Origin of the sequence: Microcoleus sp. PH2017_35_SFW_U_B, from assembly GCF_020737865.1 — a bacterium.
In the GTDB taxonomy this organism is placed as follows: domain Bacteria; phylum Cyanobacteriota; class Cyanobacteriia; order Cyanobacteriales; family Microcoleaceae; genus Microcoleus.
Genome location: NZ_JAEQDE010000120.1, coordinates 1 through 16,799 on the forward strand (window position 1 = coordinate 1; position 16,799 = coordinate 16,799).

The following is a 16,799-nucleotide window of genomic DNA, read 5'->3' on the forward strand; positions in this document are numbered from 1 at the left end:
AGTCATGAGCAAGCACGCTGGAATAGCGAGGTTTACTTATAACTGGGGATTGGCTACTTGGAGTAATCTTTACAAAGATGGATTGAAGCCCAACAAATACCTGCTCAAGAAATTCTTTAACAATCATGTAAAACCTGAGTTTACATGGATTAAAGAAGCGGGAATTTGCCAGAAGATCACTCAATATGCTTTTGACAATCTAGGGGATGCTTTCACTCGGTTCTTCTCCAAAAAAGGTGAATATCCCAAATTTAAGAAGAAGGGTCATCATGATTCCTTCACGATAGATGCAGGTGGCAAACCAATCCCGGTAGATGGTACGTCCATAAACCTACCAACCATCGGTTGGGTAAAAACCCAGGTCGGATTGCCTCACACCACCTGCAAGTCAATTACAATATCTCGAACTGCCGACAGTTGGTTTATTGCTTTTGCTTACGAACAGGAGCATGAACCAACTGTAAAGCAACACGATGCGGTGGGTGTTGACTTGGGAGTTAAAGAGTTAGCAACACTTTCAACGGGTGTTGTTTTTCCTAACCCAAAGCATTACAAAACGCATCTCAATAAGTTGCGTAGGCTGTCAAAGGAGTTATCGAGAAAGACGAAAGGCTCTAGCAATAGATTTAAGGCTAAACAAAAACTAGCGAAGCATCATGCAAAAATAGCAAACCTCAGAAAAAATACTCTTCATCAAATCACTACTTACTTAGGCAAAAACCACGCAACGATAGTAGTAGAAGATTTAAATGTTTCGGGGATGCTAGCCAATCACAAACTAGCTCAAGTCATCGCTGATTGTAGATTCTATGAATTCAAACGTCAACTGGAATACAAAGCTAAAAAGTTTGGCTGTGAAATAATCATTGCTGACCGCTGGTTTCCTTCGAGCAAGACTTGTTCAAACTGCGGACATATTCAAGATATGCCACGGGCAGAAAGGACTTACAACTGTGGAAGTTGCGGTCATTCGATGGACAGAGATTTGAACGCAGCAATTAATTTATCGCGCTTGGCTAAAACGTGAAAGCTTACCGAGGGATAACCGCTCCCATGCTCCCGATGAAGTAAGAAGCAAATGTCTAGACTTGTCTAGGATTTGTATAGCAGCTCGACCCTTGCAAATCGTTAGGTGTACAAAATAATTAATGCTAGATCAATTTCTCGAGGCTTCACCCAATTTGGGAGTTGACACCTTTTTATTATTGTTGGTTTTGGTAGCTTTGGAGGCGGTGCTTTCGGCTGACAACGCGATCGCCCTGGCATCTATTTCCAAAGGTTTAGAAGAACCCAAGCTACAGCAACAAGCTCTCAACATCGGTTTGATAATTGCTTTTGTACTGCGAATAGCACTAATTTTAACGGCGACTTGGGTGATCCAGTTCTGGCAGTTTGAACTGCTGGGAGCCCTGTATCTGCTGTGGCTAGTTTTCCAGCACTTTGCGTCAGAGGCTGACTCTGATGGAGAACATCACGGCCCCAGATTTGCGTCTCTGTGGAAAGCAATTCCAGTAATTGCTCTGACGGATTTAGCTTTTTCTTTGGATAGCGTTACAACTGCGATCGCGATTTCTGACCAAACTTGGCTGGTGTTGACTGGCGCGACAATTGGCATCATAACCCTGCGATTTATGGCAGGCTTGTTCATCCGCTGGCTCGATGAGTTCGTACACCTTGAAGATGCTGGCTACATTACAGTCGGTTTCGTGGGAATGCGATTGCTGGTGAAAGTAATTAATGAGAGTTTAGTACCTCCCCAGTGGCTGGTAGTTTCTTCTATCGCCTTAATGTTTGTCTGGGGATTTTCTAAGCGCACTCCCGAGGCATTAGAAACTGTAGAATCTCTTGCAGAATCCGCAGAAGTTGCTGTCAATCTACCGGATGCAGAAGTTAAAGTCCCGGAAGCGCAAGCACAGAAGTCCGAAATTTAACATACTTTCATCTGGGTGCAAGTCGCTTAAATCTATTAAATGAAAAAGATTGAAGGCAGATTTCAGCTTGCAATTGCCTCACATCCCCGGACAAAAGTCACGGGGTTTTTAGGCTTTTATTTTGTAACACTAAGAGTGGAAATGTTTTATTGTGAATCTGAGACGTGTGCGGGCCGTGAAACATCAACTGCTTATGTCAACAATCGATAGAATCGCTTAGACAAAGTTGTCATAGAATCAAGCTTTTCTGGAGCGCCACCAGGCAAAATACTATAAAAAAGTGTTCCTCGATCGCCCTGGGTCAGCATAGCATAATCGTGAGCGCATAAAGCAATCTCTATCGTCTGGAACCGAACGATCGCAGACATTACTCGATCGACCTAATGGAAGTAGAATTAGCCCTATAGGAAGTTAGCTATCTGCGATCGGACGTGGCGATGGTTACGTTGGCGAGATAGCGAGGGGTAGAGGAAGTGGTTCAGGTGCTGTCTGGGGAGGTGGCGGATGTGGAGAGATTTGTTGGGTAAAGTGCGATCGCGCCAAAGCTGCTGTCTCAATGTCGATCGCCACTATTTTACCGCGATCAGCTGTATCGACTTGAGGCAGGACTTGAGATTGATAAATCCGATCGCCCGCTACAGCAAATTCTTGTTTGCTGTAGCGGGGTTGTCGGGCTATCGTCGTTTTATCTCATTTCAACGATTGCTCTTTAATTTTAACCTGGGCGATCGATCTTCTTAACGAAATGGAGTGACGGGTGCAGACACATGATGAATGTCGTCGAGCGAGCTGAGCTTGCTGCGAAAAAAGGGCGGTAATTGGGGGAATGGGTGTTTATTTATTGGGTCGTTTTCTATAATGTGCTTTGACCTGCGAACCATTTCTGTCATGTGCTTTAACAAATACATAATCAGTTTTATTATCTATTTTTTCATATTCTTCTGGTGTAATAATGGCATCTTCAATATCTCTTTGCAATTCGGATATGGAATTTTGCAGGCTGTTTATATTAGCCTGCTTTTCTTGGACAGATTCCGTTAGATTTTGAATATTTTTTTTCAAATCAGCTATATCAGCATCACGGTTTGATATTTCTCTATACAAATCAGAAATATTTTTTGTAAGATTATAAATCTCTGTTATACGTCCGTTTATCTCATTTGTATTTTCTTTTTTGGCTCTAAGTAAATTGTTAAACTCTTTGGATAAAAGAGCGATCCGAGATTGCAACTCCTTAATAATTGCTCGATCGTTACCATCAGCTATATATACATCATCACCTAAAACTAGCTTCGCTGATAAAACCTTGATTAATTCCTCTATTTTATAAGCAAGACGAAGACGATAAGGGCTAATTTGATTAGCATTTTGTCCTATCTCCGCAGCTAATTTGGTGATTGCTTCTGAAAGAATGATTGGCGACGGTTGCCTGCTTCTCGTAAAAAGAACCAGATTACTTACAATTTTCTGAAGCTGCTCATAATCTTTTTCAGCCTGACTAGCTAAAAGAACACGAGCAGCATCTTGTATTCCCGTTAGTATCTGATAGTTTCGAGGTCTTCGAGGCTCTAGTTCTTGTAGAAGTTCACTTCTTTTATATTCCAATGCCTCAAGTGTTCTTGCAATTCTTTCATGATTTGCAAAAGGATCTGCACCAAGACGTTCTAAGATACCCTCATATAACCATGCTTGAGACTCTAAGTTATTCAGTTTTGGAACTTGTTGCTTGTTGTCAAGCTGGGGAACTACATCTGTTCTTTGGAATTGCTGTTGTAGTGTATTAACCCTTGCTGAAATAGTACCTTTGAAACAAGCAAGCATTAAATCTAGAGCTTGACCAAAGGGAAAAGAGTAGTCAGCCAACCAACCAAACAATAACCAAAACAATATAGTACATATCAAAAATGAAACTACTTTAATGTAGTTTAAAAGCCTTCTAAAAAAGTTCTTATTTGGCTCTAAGTCTAAGTTTTGAAGGTCAAGAAAAAGCTTGTCAACGAAAAAATTGGTTTCCTATTTGTTGCCCAATTACTGTTCCGGGATTATTGTCAACATTAACGTTTACGCCTGATTCATTATTCTGAGACACATGGGAGGTACTTTGTATCTGTTGATACTGAGTTACCAGTCTTTCGAGATCTTGTTGAAACTTCTTGTCACACTCGGCTTCACTTAGAATCGCAGCTTCTAAAAGTTTTGGTTCAGAACCCTCGATCTGGAGTTTGTCTTGAAATCGTTTTTCTAAGAAATCTAGAACATTTGCTCCAGCCTTCTCCAAAGCCCCGCCGGAAACCTTATCACTTAGCCAAAGTACAATATTTGCTGCTTGTAAAGCTAGTACAGATAATTCCATGTTGGTAATGATTTTGTTAATTACGACTTTATTCAGATACCGGATTATACCAAATAGACATAAAAATTGCAAATGATTTACTGGATGTCAGTATACCGATCGCCCTTTGGGCACAAATCGATCGCACAACCGCTACCCTGTAACAGTAGCTCAGTCTTTTCAAAGTGCGATCGCCCATAACAACAGAACAACAGCAGCCCAAAAATAGAACCACTGTTTCCCCCCAAAACATCCTAGAAATCCATCACAACAACCCGCGATACCGAATAAAAATCAACACCACCGCCCACGATCCCAAAGCAACCTTTGCAGCCACCAAAATATTCAGCAAAGGCACCACACCACCACTCACCAAAGCCCCAAACTCTCCATGCGGCAACTCGTACCCACACAAAGTAATCGCAGACAACACCACAAAAACCAATACCGAAATCTTCTCCCAAGTCGCCGCGTGCGATCGCTCATAAATCCGCTGCATCCACTCGGATGACGAAGTAATCGCCACCAAACCGATCGCAGTTCCCCCCGCGACACCCGCCGCAAAACCGCCTCCCGGAGTCAAATGTCCCCGCAATGACAATTCAATACTCACCAAAGCCGCAATAGTCGCTCCCAAACGGGCTAACACAATTGAAGGTTGATCGGTAAACTGATAAATTGTGCAGGATGGTCTTTCCGTGGCTAACAGAAAATTAGCGCCCATAATGGCGATCGTAAATACCACTACTTCAAAAATCGTGTCATAAAGGCGATTGCGGAAAATAATCGCCGATACTGCATTGGGAATTCCGCTATCTTTGACAATCAATTCTACGATCGCCAAACCTGATAAACCTGATGTTGGATTGGCAAAAAATAGCATTTTAATGTAAAGCACTATCCCCGCCGCAATGTAAACCCATTTCATTGATAATCCTCCGCTAAATCCGTAGCATTTTTGTAAGCCAGACTGGTATTTACTGATGAAATTTCGACCTGCATGATGTCATAAAGCCGTTGAATTCTAGTCACTGTTTGATAATGTTTGGCTTCTGGATTACCATCTAGCACAGGTACACAACTTGCATGAATTTCTTTCTCCATCAAGGCGCGATGTAAACCCTCCAGACTGGTGAAAGGTACTACCTCAATGCGGAGATAATACTTGCTAAAAATCCGCCGAAAATCCTTCATCAATGAGTTAAAATCGCGGGGACTTTCTACTGTCAACTCTACCTTCAAAACATCACCATCCGACTCGACTTTCTCCTCTTCCAACACGCCCAAACGCATCACCAAGGACGATCGCACCGCCACCGCATACAGAGTTATTGCCAACATCGTACCCATCAAGGCTTCCGTCAAAGCCACATCCGCCGCCCCAAACACTGAATAGATCAATGCTGCGATCGCACCTAATATGCCGCGAATGACTAGGGCATGGTAGGGATTAGCCTGAACTACTACCATACAAGCAGCCAAGGGCAACAGCGCAGTTAAGATATAGATATAGCTATCATCATTCATAATGTCTCTGTTGGAAACTCCTTCTGATTTTCTGCCTCTTCACTCGAACAGTGTGCAAACACATATCCCAGCATTGTATTCCAGATTGCCAAGGAAATAATTGCTAAAGTTAGCAGCGGCCATCTACTAGGTATTTTGATCAGCAGCCCGACAACGATTAGGATCGAACCCAAGGTATCGGCAACCGAAAGACTGTGTAACTTAAATAATACCGATCGCTTGCCGACTAGGTGAGAAGTTCCCCAAAACCAGAAGAATATTCCTACACCAAAAAATACATAACTCACCACATCAATCATAAATCATCCATTCGTTTTATTATGTGTGCTAACAGCATTAATCCCGCATTTCCCACAGTCAGGATTATCGCCCCTACAGCGCCAATCATCCAATCGTCCCGCAAGACAGAGATGAACAAAGTCATAATTCCTGCCTTGGTGGAAATACTGCCCAAGGCTAACATTTTCTGCCAAATATCATCATCCGTCAATGCCTCGTACATGGGGATGAGCATGGCTGCAATCATCGCAATTAAGAGCAAATTCATGGTTTTTTAATCGGGAAAACCCGGTGAACTTCGTAGCAGCCTTCTTGGTTGTGTCTCACCACAATTGTTTTGGGCGTAAACGTGATTAGGAATACATCCAAAAATATCATGATCGGCGATCTTTTCATTTTTGCCCGTTCCAAAATCATGTCTTCTCCGTTATGGGGACGAATGATAATTTCAAAGGCCTCAATGTATGCTACCGGAATCGCAATCAGGATTTTTTTGAGCATACTTAGCCATTCCTTGATCCTTTCCGGGGATGTATTGCCGCGGGGTAGGAGAAATGCGATCGCTATACCAATGATGATATTTGGCACGGTGAAATCGGCGGTAAGCAAAAACCAAATTGTCAATCGTAATATCAAACTTCCAATCATCTTTTTTCCTTCTTAGACTTTTTGCATAAATCTTTGATGTGCAACAACCGCAGATGTCATGCAGATTAACGGAGATAAACGCAGATAATTACAAGATACTTTCTAATTTTACTAGATATCTCTTGCATACTCTTATTGCGAGCGATCGCAAGGCTGCATCTGGTTTTTGAAGAGAGCGAAGCATGACCGCATATAAGCTATTACTGATAATCTCATATTTACTGCGGTCATGCTTCGCCCCTACACACATATTTACCAAACTGAGGTGCATCCGATCGCAATTTGGATTATTTAAGTGTGGGTTCCTGTCGCTAATGCCATCCAAAACAGTACGATCAAGGTTAGAGTCATCACACCTACCAGATGATCGAATTGCTCGGCTGCACGCGGCAGGGCGATCGCTAACCGTTTAATAATTAAAACATAAATCAGCCACCCGATCGCGATCGTCCCCACTGCTTTGATGATACTTTCAATGCTATAAGCATCTAAGTACACCACATTTGCGATAATTAGCCCGCCAATTAAGAGGATGACTGCTGGCCACAAACCCGGCTTGACTTCTTGTTTCTCGCCGCGCGGGATAAAGATTAATTTGGCGAAGGTTATAGCTGTACCTACGGCCGCAATATTCATAGGGATCGCCTGCCAAGGTGCTACACTTTTCAAGGTCAACACTTTTGCCCCAAATCCTGCCAACAAAGGAAAGCCGGAAATGGAGAGACTGGCGATTACTAAGGCTATCCAAATTTTTGGATCGATCGCCTTAGATTGCAGTTCTTTGAAGTTGCGACTTGGTAAGGAACCGGCAATTAAGAAGAGGCTTGATTTAACTAAACCGTGAGTCAGCGCATAAAAACCACCGACTTCCGGTGCTGCTAGAATAAAGCCTAACTGGGCAATTGTGCTGAACGCTAGCATCCGTTTTGTATCTTTTTCAAAGATGGCATAGGATACTCCCATTAAAGCTGTCGCCACGCCAAATATTCTGACGATAGTACCGAGATCGTCGGAAACCAAAGCACAGCGCAACAAAGGTAAGATACTAGCTTTGATGACTATTCCTGAGAGTAATGCTGAAACTGGGGTTTCTGATTCTGAGTGAGTTAGTGGCAGCCAGAATCCCGATACAAAAATCCCGCCTTTGAGCAATAATCCCAGAAAAATTAGGGCTAAAGCTTCTGGTGGCGCACCTTTTAAACCGTCAAAAACAAAGGAATTATGTTTTTGATAGACTAGCACCGCGCCCACGAGGTAAAATAGCATGGCGGTGTTGCTGATAAACAGATAGCGCAGGGCTACCCATAAAGAGCGATCGGTGCGAGGATAGGCAATTAACAGAAAAGCTGCAATCCCGCTGACTTCTAGGGCGACGTATAAACTGACAAAATCTGCACAGATAAAGGTAGCATTTATACTGCCATGCAGAATAATCATCTGGGAGTAAAAGAAGGCTGATTTACCACTGTGCCAACAGTAAAAAATCACCGCAGCAGTTACTAGGGCATTTGTCAAGATAAAGTAGGCGCCCAACTGATCGGCAACTACTTGAACGCCGAAATTATCTAGTAATTTTAGTTGGAGGGGCGACTTTTCGAGAAATAGTTGTAGTGCGTAGCCTGCTGAAACAAAGGTGACTGCTAATGCGAGATATTTGTCAAGCTTGGGAAGTAGATAAATGACGAACCCGATAAAAAATGGTATGGTCAGCCAAGCGATCGTAATAATATTCATGGATGGGTTTACGGCGTGTTATTTTTCTCGATCTCGCTGGTTTCCAATGTGGGATTATCCCGTGCTAGCTTCATCACACCTACCAGCATCAGGGCTTGAATCGAAAAGCCGATGACGATCGCAGTTAAGATGATTCCCTGGGGGACTGGATCGGCGAAAGCTCTATTTTTGACATCTCCCATAATTGGCGTGAACAAGCCATTGAGGGATGCAACCACGACATAATAGGCAATTACACCGGTGCTCATTACGTCCATAGAGACGATCTTCATCACCAGGTTCTTTTTAAGGATGATACCAAAAAATCCGCACAATACTGTGGCAAATACGAAGGCTTCTAACACGGAAATTTTTGTTGCTTAAGGTTTGGTGACAATGATACATTACTTGGGTGCTACTAATGTAGGGCGAGTCGATCGATTTTAGATTTTAGATTTGGGATTTTAGATTGACTTGGCAAGTAATGCGATCGAGGTTGGGAAGCTATCGTAAAGTTATGTTAATTTTTGGTACTGATTTTAAATGGGACTACAGAGTGTAACTGGGGCGATCGCGCGTGCAGGGCGATCGGGCGATCGCACGCCCGATACACTGGAATGGGAGTACAATGAATGATATTTCTATTCAAAGTGATGCGCTGAGTGGAGCCCGCTTCGGAACTGGCAAGATGCCCGTTCCACAAAAAAAGGATTTTTTTGATTTATTCTGGGGTGAAATTATCCCCGGCTGCGGAACAGGCAAGATGCCTGTTCCACAAAAAAATATTTTTTTGATTTGTTTTTTGTCGGTGGAATTGTCGCCCGTTCACCAATTATTTGCCAAATATTATGGTCTTTTTATACTTACCTAATTATCCAAATTACTGCTAAAATAAAGTACGAGTCCTTGCCGCTCAAATGCAGACCATGACCGCACAAACCTCCGTACAATTCCAAGACAGTTTCGACATCATCGTAGTAGGTGGCGGACACTCCGGCTGCGAAGCCGCCCTCGCCACATCTCGCCTCGGATGCCGCACGCTTTTACTCACCCTCAACCTCGACAAAATTGCGTGGCAACCCTGCAACCCAGCCGTCGGCGGCCCCGCTAAAACTCAACTTACCAACGAAGTCGATGCCCTAGGTGGAGAAATCGGCAAAATGGCCGATCGCACTTATCTACAAAAGCGCGTCCTCAACGCTTCGAGAGGCCCCGCAGTTTGGGCGCTGAGAGCCCAGACAGACAAGCGGGAATACGCCGCTGTCATGAATAATATTGTCGAAAATCAAGAGAATTTGACCGTCCGCGAAGCGATGGTTACAGACTTAGTTTTGGGCAAAAATGAAGAAGTCATCGGCGTTGAAACCTACTTCGGCGTCGGCTTTGGATGCAAAGCCGTAATTCTCACCACAGGAACTTTTTTAGGTGGCACAATTTGGGTTGGCAACAAGTCGATGCCGGCCGGACGTGCCGGAGAATTTGCAGCCGTAGGTTTGACAGAAACTCTCAACCGTTTGGGCTTTGAAACCGGACGGTTAAAAACAGGAACTCCGGCAAGAGTTGACAAACGCACTCTCGATTACACAAACCTGGAACCGCAGCCGGGAGATGCAGATGTTCGCTGGTTTAGTTTCGATCCAGAAGTCTGGGTGGAACGCGAACAAATGCCCTGCTATTTAACTCGAACCACGCCCGAAACTCACCAGTTAATTAGAGACAACTTGCACCTTTCTCCAGTTTACGGCGGCTGGGTTGATGCGAAAGGCCCGCGCTACTGTCCGAGTATTGAAGATAAAATCGTGCGCTTTGCAGATAAGGAAAGCCACCAGATTTTTATTGAACCGGAAGGTAGGGATATTCCTGAACTTTATATCCAAGGATTTTCGACTGGTTTGCCGGAAAGTTTGCAATTGCAAATGCTGCGGACTCTTCCAGGTTTGGAAAAGTGCGAGATGATGCGCCCTGCTTATGCTGTGGAGTACGATTATTTGCCTGCAACTCAGTGCTTTCCGACTCTGATGACTAAGAAGATTGAAGGGCTGTTTTGCGCGGGACAGGTGAACGGTACGACGGGATATGAGGAGGCGGCTGCACAGGGGATTGTCGCAGGTATTAATGCGGCTAGGTTTGCGAAGAATCAGGAGATGATTGTGTTTGCCCGCGAGCAAAGTTATATCGGCACTTTGATTGACGATTTGTGTACGAAGGATTTGCGGGAACCTTACCGGATGTTGACTTCGCGATCGGAATATCGGCTGTTGTTGCGATCGGACAACGCCGACCAACGCTTGACCCCGCTTGGACGGGAAATTGGCTTAATTGGCGATCGGCGCTGGGAGTTATTCGATCGCAAACAAGCTAATATTGTCGCGGAAAAAGCCCGTTTGTACTCAACTCGCGTCAAAGAACACGAAGAGGTTGGCAAAGCAATTTTTGCTGACACTCAACAAGTGATTAAAGGTTCAATAACTCTGGCTGATTTGCTGCGCCGTCCCGGTTTTCACTACGTCGATTTAGAACGCTACAATTTAGGCAATTCTAGTCTAAAATTAGCTGAGAAAGATGGTGCAGAAATCGAACTCAAATACTCCGGTTATTTGCAAAGACAGCAAAATCAAATCGATGACATTGCCAAACACGAACGCCGCCAATTACCTGCGGATTTGGATTATATGGCAATTACAACTCTCTCGAAGGAGTCGCGGGAGAAGTTGACTAAAATTAGACCCTTGACTATTGGCCAAGCAGCGAGAATTGGCGGGGTGAATCCGGCTGATGTTAATGCTTTGTTGATTTATCTGGAAGTGCAAAACCGCAAGCAGCCGGCTGCTATGGGAAAATGAATAAACTTTACTATCGTGGCATGGCAGAGCAAAATGGTAAGCCGAAAATAGGTCGCAGTGCTAGATTACTAGGGGTAAGACCTGGTATTGACATAGATATTGAGCAAATGCCCACAGGTTATCTGAATGAGCAAGGCTATTTGTTAGCAGAGTTAGAACGTGAGTTTCGAGGAGAGTTGGTTGCTGTTGCTGTCAGGAATACAAAGGGAATGTCGGTTTCCATTTCAATTGAAAGTTTACCAGCATTTCGCAGACCTACAAAATTTGGTGGGACTGGAAAAGACTCTCTATGGCAAATTGATGACATAAAAATTATTGGAGATTTGCAGGCTGTCCAAGATAGCCCGACGCACGTTAGCATCTTGCCAAGAGCTACAATGTCTCTGGAAATGTACGAGGCCGCATTGGCAAACACCCAAAATGATTGGGAAAGAGTTGATTAATCTCATATATCATAGGAGTCTATAACAATGGCATGGATATTCAGTTTATCGGCAGAATGTGGCTCAGATGAAAGCAATGTTAATAAATTTGCTCAACACTTTGAGAAAATAGAATGGCTACTCTCAAACGATCGCCAATGCCTGTGTCGCACAGACACTTTTCAAGATATCGATCAAAACTGGTGGTGTCGAGTTTATCCAAATAATATTAGTCAAGTGGGAATAGATAGCCCTGAAAGTGCTTATATAATGACAGAGTTAGGGATTTTACTGTATCACACTCTACGGTTTGCTCCATCGTTTCGCTATGCTTTGGTTGGTGTTGAAGTTGATGAATTTAGAACTTACAGTGAATTGATTGAGGATTTGTCAAACTTATCTCTTCCCGGATTAGTTTTAGCAAAAGAACTTATTCAGGGGCGAGAAACCTTACCAGTTTTTCGACCATTTAGTTCTAGTTATGTTTGGCAACCCTACGAGGGGGAAGTCTATAATCCATTAATGGCATCTCCCGACTTAAAAAATAAGCTGAATGAGCTTCTGGTTGTGGGTTAACTTTGTTATATTGATGTCTAATGAATTAACCAACTTCGAGATTAGGTTTTGTGACGATGAAAATACAACCGTTGTTGACCAAATTTTAATAGTTTTCACAGGAAATAACTATGCCCTTCAGTGCTTACAAAACTATTGATGCTGTCCTCAAAGAATTTCAAATTACCTACACTCAGTCCAACTTTATAGTTGAAACCGAATTCAATATTCCTGACTACTTTCGAGAAGACTTAGAAATAGTCATGGAAGAAGGTGCCGCCGACTGTTCGGAATTTGCTATCTGCGAAAATCTGATTTATCCACTTCTCAAAGAAGTTTGGAAGTGCTACCGACAAAAGCTGATTTTATGGAGTCATAAAGCTCTAATATACGATCAAAATTTAACCGGATTTCCAGAGTATATCTTAGCTAAGAAATCTCCCTTAGGAAATATTGTTTTCGATCGCCCTTATTTCGTCTTGATTGAAGCGAAACAAGATAACTTTGAAGCTGGCTGGGGACAGTGCATCGCCGAAATGATTGCCGCTCAAAAAATGAATGAAAATCCCGCACAAACTCTATTTGGAATTGCTTCTAACGGAGACAGGTGGCAGTTTGGAAAATTAGAAGCTAATATCTTTACTCGCAACCGCACTTTTTACACCATTCAAGAACTCGATCGACTTTTTGCGGCTGTTAATTACGTATTTAAACAGTGCGAATTGATGTTAGATGCTGACGCGAACATATCAGACGGCGGTTGAAACCGCGCTTAGGAATGAGAATTAAATAACTTACAATTTTAATTATTGTGGGATGGGCGTCCCGCCCGTCCAGAAAAGACGGGCGGGACGCCCATCCCACTTTCTTTGTGTAAGTTATTAAATTTTCGTTCCTTAGACAAACAAAGTGCGGGTTTTGTCTGTGTAGGCGCGATTTCCATCCTACGTCTGATTTACTCGATCGCCCTAGCTAGCAATCATTCCCACTCGATCGTACCAGGTGGCTTAGAAGTAATATCGTAAACCACCCGGTTAACGCCCTTAACCTCATTCACAATCCGGTTCGAGATCAATTCCAACAAATCGTATGGAACCCGCGCCCAGTCAGCCGTCATCCCATCTTCGCTTTTGATAAATCTCAGAACAATTGGGTAAGCATAGGTGCGCTGATCGCCCATAACGCCTACACTGCGAATCGGGAGCAAAACTGCAAAAGCTTGCCAAAGTTCGTTGTACAATCCGTGGCGGTTGATTTCTTGGCGCACGATGAAGTCAGCATCCCGCAAAATATTCAGCCTCTCTGCGGTAACTTCTCCCGTAATCCGAATCGCCAATCCCGGGCCCGGGAAAGGTTGTCGGTTGACGATTTCTTCGGGAAGCCCGATCGATCTACCGACTTTTCGCACCTCATCCTTAAACAACTTTCGTAGCGGTTCGATCAGCTTAAAACACAAATCTTTAGGTAATCCGCCCACATTGTGGTGGCTTTTAATCTTAACAGCAACTCGTTCGCCGCTTTTCGGATCTACATTCGTGTCAGCCGACTCAATTACATCCGGGTAAAGAGTACCTTGAGCGAGGTAATCGAAGGGGCCGAGGCGCTTCGATTCTTCTTCAAATACACTGATAAATTCGTGGCCGATCCGCTTGCGTTTTACTTCAGGATCGGTAACGCCTTCAAGTTGAGCCAAAAAGCGATCGCGAGCTAGAACGTACTGCACCGGAATGTGGAATTCATCTTGAAACAATTTCACCAACCGTTCCGGTTCGTACTTCCGCATAAACCCTTGGTCGATAAACATACACGTAAGTTGGTCGCCGATCGCCTTGTGCAGCAAAAAAGCCAATGTTGAAGAATCAACCCCGCCAGATAGAGCCAACAAAACTCGTTGGTCTCCCACTCTGGCTCGAATTTCGCGAATAGTTTCCTCAACAAAAGTAGCTGTCGTCCAAGTCGGTTCGCACTCGCAAATATGGTAAACAAAATTGCGAATCAAAGCTTGTCCGCCGATCGAGTGAACCACTTCTGGATGAAACTGCACCCCGTATAAACTTTTCTCGTGGTGAGCAACAACAGCAGACGGAGTATTGTTCGTGTGAGCGAGAATCTCAAAACCAGTCGGCAACTCGCTACAGGAGTCTCCGTGGCTCATCCACATCGTCGCGCCTTCTTCGACATTTGTGAGCAAATCCGTCGGATCGTCAATAAATAGCGATGCCTTGCCGTATTCGGCCAACTTAGCCCGCTCAACAGTCCCGCCGAGTTGCTTTACCATCAACTGCATCCCGTAGCAGACGCCCAACACTGGTATTCCCAGATTCCAAATTTCCGGGTCGCATTGGGGAGCTCTTTCATCGTATACAGAACTCGGGCCTCCTGAAAGAATAATTCCTTTAGGATTGATAGCTTTTAACTGTTCTGCCGTAGTGCGGTAAGAAATAACTTCTGAATATACTTGAGTTTCGCGAATGCGTCGAGCAATCAGTTCGGAATATTGCGAACCGAAGTCGAGAATCACGATCATCTGGCGGTCTATTTGCCCCAGAGAAGAATTGGTGAGGTCGGATTCAGTTTCTATTTGAGTAGTCACGGTAATTGCGTAGTTGCTAATTGCTAATTGGGCTGAAAGTAGCGGAGGTATTTGTCGCCGCCTCAGTCTAATACTGATCGATGCGAGCGACCGTTAGTCGCTAGAAATAAATCTTATTTGTACTAGATTGCTCTCAGCGACGTTACTCGATTAATAGGGCTTGCGGTAAGCATAGATTCACTTCGACATTTACTCTAATTAATTGAACTCTTGCATCAGAAATTGCGTCAAGCAGCAACCTAGTATAATTAAGATCTAGGGACTGAGAATTATTACTTGTTAAATATTATCCCCGATCGCTCTTTTAAAAAGAATTCAGGGATATTCACACTACATTAACAAATTTGGGTCAGAAATGTATCCCCTATGTCACTTTTAACAATAATTTTGCGATCGCGCCCAAACATCACTGAACCCACGGGGATACGCTGGTTAGTATGAGTGAAAATGCAATCGGACGATCGCAAGTCGATTTCTCGGGCGATGTCGCCGTAAATTCGATCGACCCAATGGCTGCCAGTTGCCGCATCTAGAGCCCGCAGTTGGCCGAGAGCCTCTTCGGCTGTCGCCGCAGCAAAAATCGCAGAACACGCATCTGCGGGCATTCCAGCTTTAGCACAGAAAGCTGTCAAAATTTCCCGGCGCCCGTCAGCGAGGTGGTGGTGAGTGTGAAAAATCCCCGCCGCCAATTTCATCAATTTGCCGTGATAGCCAAACAGCAAGATCGATCGCACGCCCTGACATCCAGCCTCTGCCAGGAGCGGGCCCAGCCAGTTAGCCGTTTTCACCAGCCGCTGCGGATCGATGCCCAGTTGTCGCGCCAAATTGGAGCCATTTTCGCCGATGCAGAAGACTAAAGTGTCAAACAGTTCGGCTTTTTGTTGCAGTTGTTCGCGGTAAATTTCCAACTGTCCGGGGGCGCTCAGGGGTTGAGAAATCCCAGTTGTACCCAGCAGCGAAAGTCCTTCGACGACGCCGAAAGCTTCGTTAGAAGTGCGGGTGGCGAGTTGGCGCCCTGACGGCAGAATCAGCGTGACAGTAATTCTTTCTCCCGGTGCGAGTTCTCGGCTCAGATTCGATCGCAGCAGTCGCATCGCGTAATCATAGATTGCCGCTCCACCACCTACTTTGTGATGTCCAATTCCCTCGCCCCCGACAATCACAATCTGCTCCCCCTCTCCCTCCGCCTCTGGGAGCAATTCCACCATTGCCCAAACGGGTGTATTGCGAGTCAGATCGAGGTTGTCTCCCGGATCGGAGCGAGTCACGCCTAAAGCTGTACCAGTTTTGAGTACAGATGCTTGTTCGATCGCAATTTCTGCCGTAATTGGCGGTTCCAGTAAATCTACTGATACGCTACCTACAGACTGAGTACCTACGCGCAAGCACCGCAAAGCTGCAAGTGCGGCCGCACAGGCAAATACTGGCAGTGTATACCCGGATAAAGGTTGAGTTTTTGTCACAAAATGCAGAAATCCTTAAATTAGTCGGCGATCGACATCACAGTGTGGTAGTGATACCCCTCAAGCACTTAAGCTTCATTCTAGGGTTTGATATTATTAGCAGTTAGCCTCATTTTTGTCAAGCAAGAATTTTGTCCTGCCTGTTGTCTTGAAGCAAGCAACATTTTTTTTCAGGTGCGATCGTCAACAACCCACACCGAAGCCTTACGCGCACGTGGCGGTATCTTCACAAAACCCGGAATCTCGTGAACCAAAGCTATCGGGAGCATCAATCGCGAGTGCGCTTAGACTGAGACACCGCTTCCCGGAATCAAGTACAAATATTGTAAACAGGTTCAAAAAACAAGATGGTTATGGCTATCTTCGACATACCTTGCACCCTTTTTCCTCGCATCAACCGCTCGTAAAAACCTGGACAAAGCTACCCAAAAGTAGTCAATGTTAGACATCTACGTTAGTAATTTTAGTCCACAGTCCTAAAACTACAGGAATA

At 44.4% G+C, this 16,799-nt stretch carries 19 protein-coding genes; 7 read left to right on the forward strand and 12 right to left on the reverse strand.

Going from position 1 to position 16,799, the window contains the following annotated elements; genetic code table 11:
* Together JGK36_RS28710 and JGK36_RS28715 are read left to right on the forward strand one after the other, a co-directional pair.
* Positions 1 to 1,027: RNA-guided endonuclease TnpB family protein (locus tag JGK36_RS28710; protein WP_293193967.1), on the forward strand; the 1,027-nt coding region annotated here is incomplete at its 5' end.
* A gap of 121 nt (positions 1,028 to 1,148) precedes the next feature.
* Entirely contained in the window at positions 1,149 to 1,931 is a 783-nt protein-coding gene (locus JGK36_RS28715; protein ID WP_293198801.1) for a TerC family protein, read from the forward strand.
* A gap of 441 nt (positions 1,932 to 2,372) precedes the next feature.
* Here JGK36_RS28715 and JGK36_RS28720 read toward each other — a convergent pair whose 3' ends face one another.
* From JGK36_RS28720 to JGK36_RS28765, 10 genes are all read right to left on the reverse strand, one after another.
* Positions 2,373 to 2,501: a hypothetical protein gene (locus JGK36_RS28720; protein WP_293198799.1), complete on the reverse strand. Its 129-nt coding sequence runs from the start codon at positions 2,499 to 2,501 to the stop codon at positions 2,373 to 2,375.
* 264 nt (positions 2,502 to 2,765) lie between these two features.
* Positions 2,766 to 3,794, reverse strand: a complete 1,029-nt coding sequence (locus JGK36_RS28725) for a hypothetical protein (protein WP_293198797.1) — start codon at positions 3,792 to 3,794, stop codon at positions 2,766 to 2,768.
* Positions 3,795 to 3,924: 130 nt separating this feature from the next.
* Complete coding sequence (locus JGK36_RS28730) at positions 3,925 to 4,284, reverse strand: hypothetical protein (RefSeq protein ID WP_293198795.1); 360 nt, start codon at positions 4,282 to 4,284, stop codon at positions 3,925 to 3,927.
* A gap of 244 nt (positions 4,285 to 4,528) precedes the next feature.
* Entirely contained in the window at positions 4,529 to 5,191 is a 663-nt protein-coding gene (locus JGK36_RS28735; RefSeq protein WP_293198793.1) for a Na(+)/H(+) antiporter subunit B, read from the reverse strand.
* On the reverse strand, positions 5,188 to 5,790 hold the full coding sequence (locus tag JGK36_RS28740) for a DUF4040 domain-containing protein (protein ID WP_293186454.1): 603 nt from the start codon (positions 5,788 to 5,790) through the stop codon (positions 5,188 to 5,190). Before JGK36_RS28740 ends, JGK36_RS28735 begins: the two co-directional genes overlap by 4 nt.
* Positions 5,787 to 6,089 (reverse strand): monovalent cation/H(+) antiporter subunit G, encoded by a 303-nt coding sequence (locus tag JGK36_RS28745; RefSeq protein ID WP_293186455.1) that lies wholly within the window; start codon positions 6,087 to 6,089, stop codon positions 5,787 to 5,789. The genes JGK36_RS28740 and JGK36_RS28745 overlap by 4 nt, the downstream gene beginning before the upstream one ends.
* The gene (locus JGK36_RS28750) at positions 6,086 to 6,337 is read right to left on the reverse strand and encodes a hypothetical protein (RefSeq protein WP_293143050.1); all 252 of its coding nucleotides are present in this window, start codon (positions 6,335 to 6,337) and stop codon (positions 6,086 to 6,088) included. Before JGK36_RS28750 ends, JGK36_RS28745 begins: the two co-directional genes overlap by 4 nt.
* Positions 6,334 to 6,717: a Na+/H+ antiporter subunit E gene (locus tag JGK36_RS28755; protein WP_293186457.1), complete on the reverse strand. Its 384-nt coding sequence runs from the start codon at positions 6,715 to 6,717 to the stop codon at positions 6,334 to 6,336. Before JGK36_RS28755 ends, JGK36_RS28750 begins: the two co-directional genes overlap by 4 nt.
* A 291-nt stretch (positions 6,718 to 7,008) precedes the next feature.
* Positions 7,009 to 8,451: a cation:proton antiporter gene (locus tag JGK36_RS28760; protein ID WP_293198791.1), complete on the reverse strand. Its 1,443-nt coding sequence runs from the start codon at positions 8,449 to 8,451 to the stop codon at positions 7,009 to 7,011.
* A gap of 8 nt (positions 8,452 to 8,459) precedes the next feature.
* On the reverse strand, positions 8,460 to 8,795 hold the full coding sequence (locus JGK36_RS28765; RefSeq protein WP_293198789.1) for an NADH-quinone oxidoreductase subunit K: 336 nt from the start codon (positions 8,793 to 8,795) through the stop codon (positions 8,460 to 8,462).
* A gap of 263 nt (positions 8,796 to 9,058) precedes the next feature.
* Here JGK36_RS28765 and JGK36_RS28770 point away from each other — a divergent pair, with 263 nt between their 5' ends.
* The 5 genes from JGK36_RS28770 to JGK36_RS28790 all read left to right on the forward strand — a co-directional run bounded on the left by JGK36_RS28770 (position 9,059) and on the right by JGK36_RS28790 (position 13,014).
* Positions 9,059 to 9,301, forward strand: coding sequence for a hypothetical protein (locus JGK36_RS28770; protein WP_293186461.1), 243 nt, complete (start codon positions 9,059 to 9,061; stop codon positions 9,299 to 9,301).
* Between the two features lie 55 nt (positions 9,302 to 9,356).
* Complete coding sequence (gene mnmG / locus JGK36_RS28775; RefSeq protein ID WP_293186463.1) at positions 9,357 to 11,273, forward strand: tRNA uridine-5-carboxymethylaminomethyl(34) synthesis enzyme MnmG; 1,917 nt, start codon at positions 9,357 to 9,359, stop codon at positions 11,271 to 11,273.
* Positions 11,270 to 11,716 (forward strand): hypothetical protein, encoded by a 447-nt coding sequence (locus JGK36_RS28780; RefSeq protein ID WP_293186465.1) that lies wholly within the window; start codon positions 11,270 to 11,272, stop codon positions 11,714 to 11,716. The genes mnmG and JGK36_RS28780 overlap by 4 nt, the downstream gene beginning before the upstream one ends.
* A gap of 27 nt (positions 11,717 to 11,743) precedes the next feature.
* Entirely contained in the window at positions 11,744 to 12,271 is a 528-nt protein-coding gene (locus JGK36_RS28785; protein WP_293186466.1) for a hypothetical protein, read from the forward strand.
* A gap of 110 nt (positions 12,272 to 12,381) precedes the next feature.
* Positions 12,382 to 13,014: a hypothetical protein gene (locus JGK36_RS28790; protein WP_293186467.1), complete on the forward strand. Its 633-nt coding sequence runs from the start codon at positions 12,382 to 12,384 to the stop codon at positions 13,012 to 13,014.
* Positions 13,015 to 13,229: 215 nt separating this feature from the next.
* On the opposite strand, the gene guaA is transcribed toward JGK36_RS28790, so the two are convergent.
* Positions 13,230 to 14,843, reverse strand: a complete 1,614-nt coding sequence (guaA, locus tag JGK36_RS28795) for a glutamine-hydrolyzing GMP synthase (RefSeq protein WP_325315854.1) — start codon at positions 14,841 to 14,843, stop codon at positions 13,230 to 13,232.
* A gap of 335 nt (positions 14,844 to 15,178) precedes the next feature.
* Positions 15,179 to 16,306, reverse strand: coding sequence for a cobalt-precorrin-5B (C(1))-methyltransferase CbiD (gene cbiD, locus JGK36_RS28800; protein WP_293186469.1), 1,128 nt, complete (start codon positions 16,304 to 16,306; stop codon positions 15,179 to 15,181).
* Positions 16,307 to 16,799: the final 493 nt, after the last annotated feature.

Coding starts and splice junctions, on each gene's coding strand:
- JGK36_RS28715 (WP_293198801.1), top strand. CDS start 1,149: ATGCTAGATCAATTTCTCGAGGCTTCACCCAATTTGGGAGTTGACACC.
- JGK36_RS28730 (WP_293198795.1), bottom strand. CDS start 4,284: ATGGAATTATCTGTACTAGCTTTACAAGCAGCAAATATTGTACTTTGG.
- JGK36_RS28735 (WP_293198793.1), bottom strand. CDS start 5,191: ATGAAATGGGTTTACATTGCGGCGGGGATAGTGCTTTACATTAAAATG.
- JGK36_RS28740 (WP_293186454.1), bottom strand. CDS start 5,790: ATGAATGATGATAGCTATATCTATATCTTAACTGCGCTGTTGCCCTTG.
- JGK36_RS28745 (WP_293186455.1), bottom strand. CDS start 6,089: ATGATTGATGTGGTGAGTTATGTATTTTTTGGTGTAGGAATATTCTTC.
- JGK36_RS28750 (WP_293143050.1), bottom strand. CDS start 6,337: ATGAATTTGCTCTTAATTGCGATGATTGCAGCCATGCTCATCCCCATG.
- JGK36_RS28755 (WP_293186457.1), bottom strand. CDS start 6,717: ATGATTGGAAGTTTGATATTACGATTGACAATTTGGTTTTTGCTTACC.
- JGK36_RS28760 (WP_293198791.1), bottom strand. CDS start 8,451: ATGAATATTATTACGATCGCTTGGCTGACCATACCATTTTTTATCGGG.
- JGK36_RS28770 (WP_293186461.1), top strand. CDS start 9,059: ATGAATGATATTTCTATTCAAAGTGATGCGCTGAGTGGAGCCCGCTTC.
- mnmG (WP_293186463.1), top strand. CDS start 9,357: ATGACCGCACAAACCTCCGTACAATTCCAAGACAGTTTCGACATCATC.
- JGK36_RS28780 (WP_293186465.1), top strand. CDS start 11,270: ATGAATAAACTTTACTATCGTGGCATGGCAGAGCAAAATGGTAAGCCG.
- JGK36_RS28785 (WP_293186466.1), top strand. CDS start 11,744: ATGGCATGGATATTCAGTTTATCGGCAGAATGTGGCTCAGATGAAAGC.
- JGK36_RS28790 (WP_293186467.1), top strand. CDS start 12,382: ATGCCCTTCAGTGCTTACAAAACTATTGATGCTGTCCTCAAAGAATTT.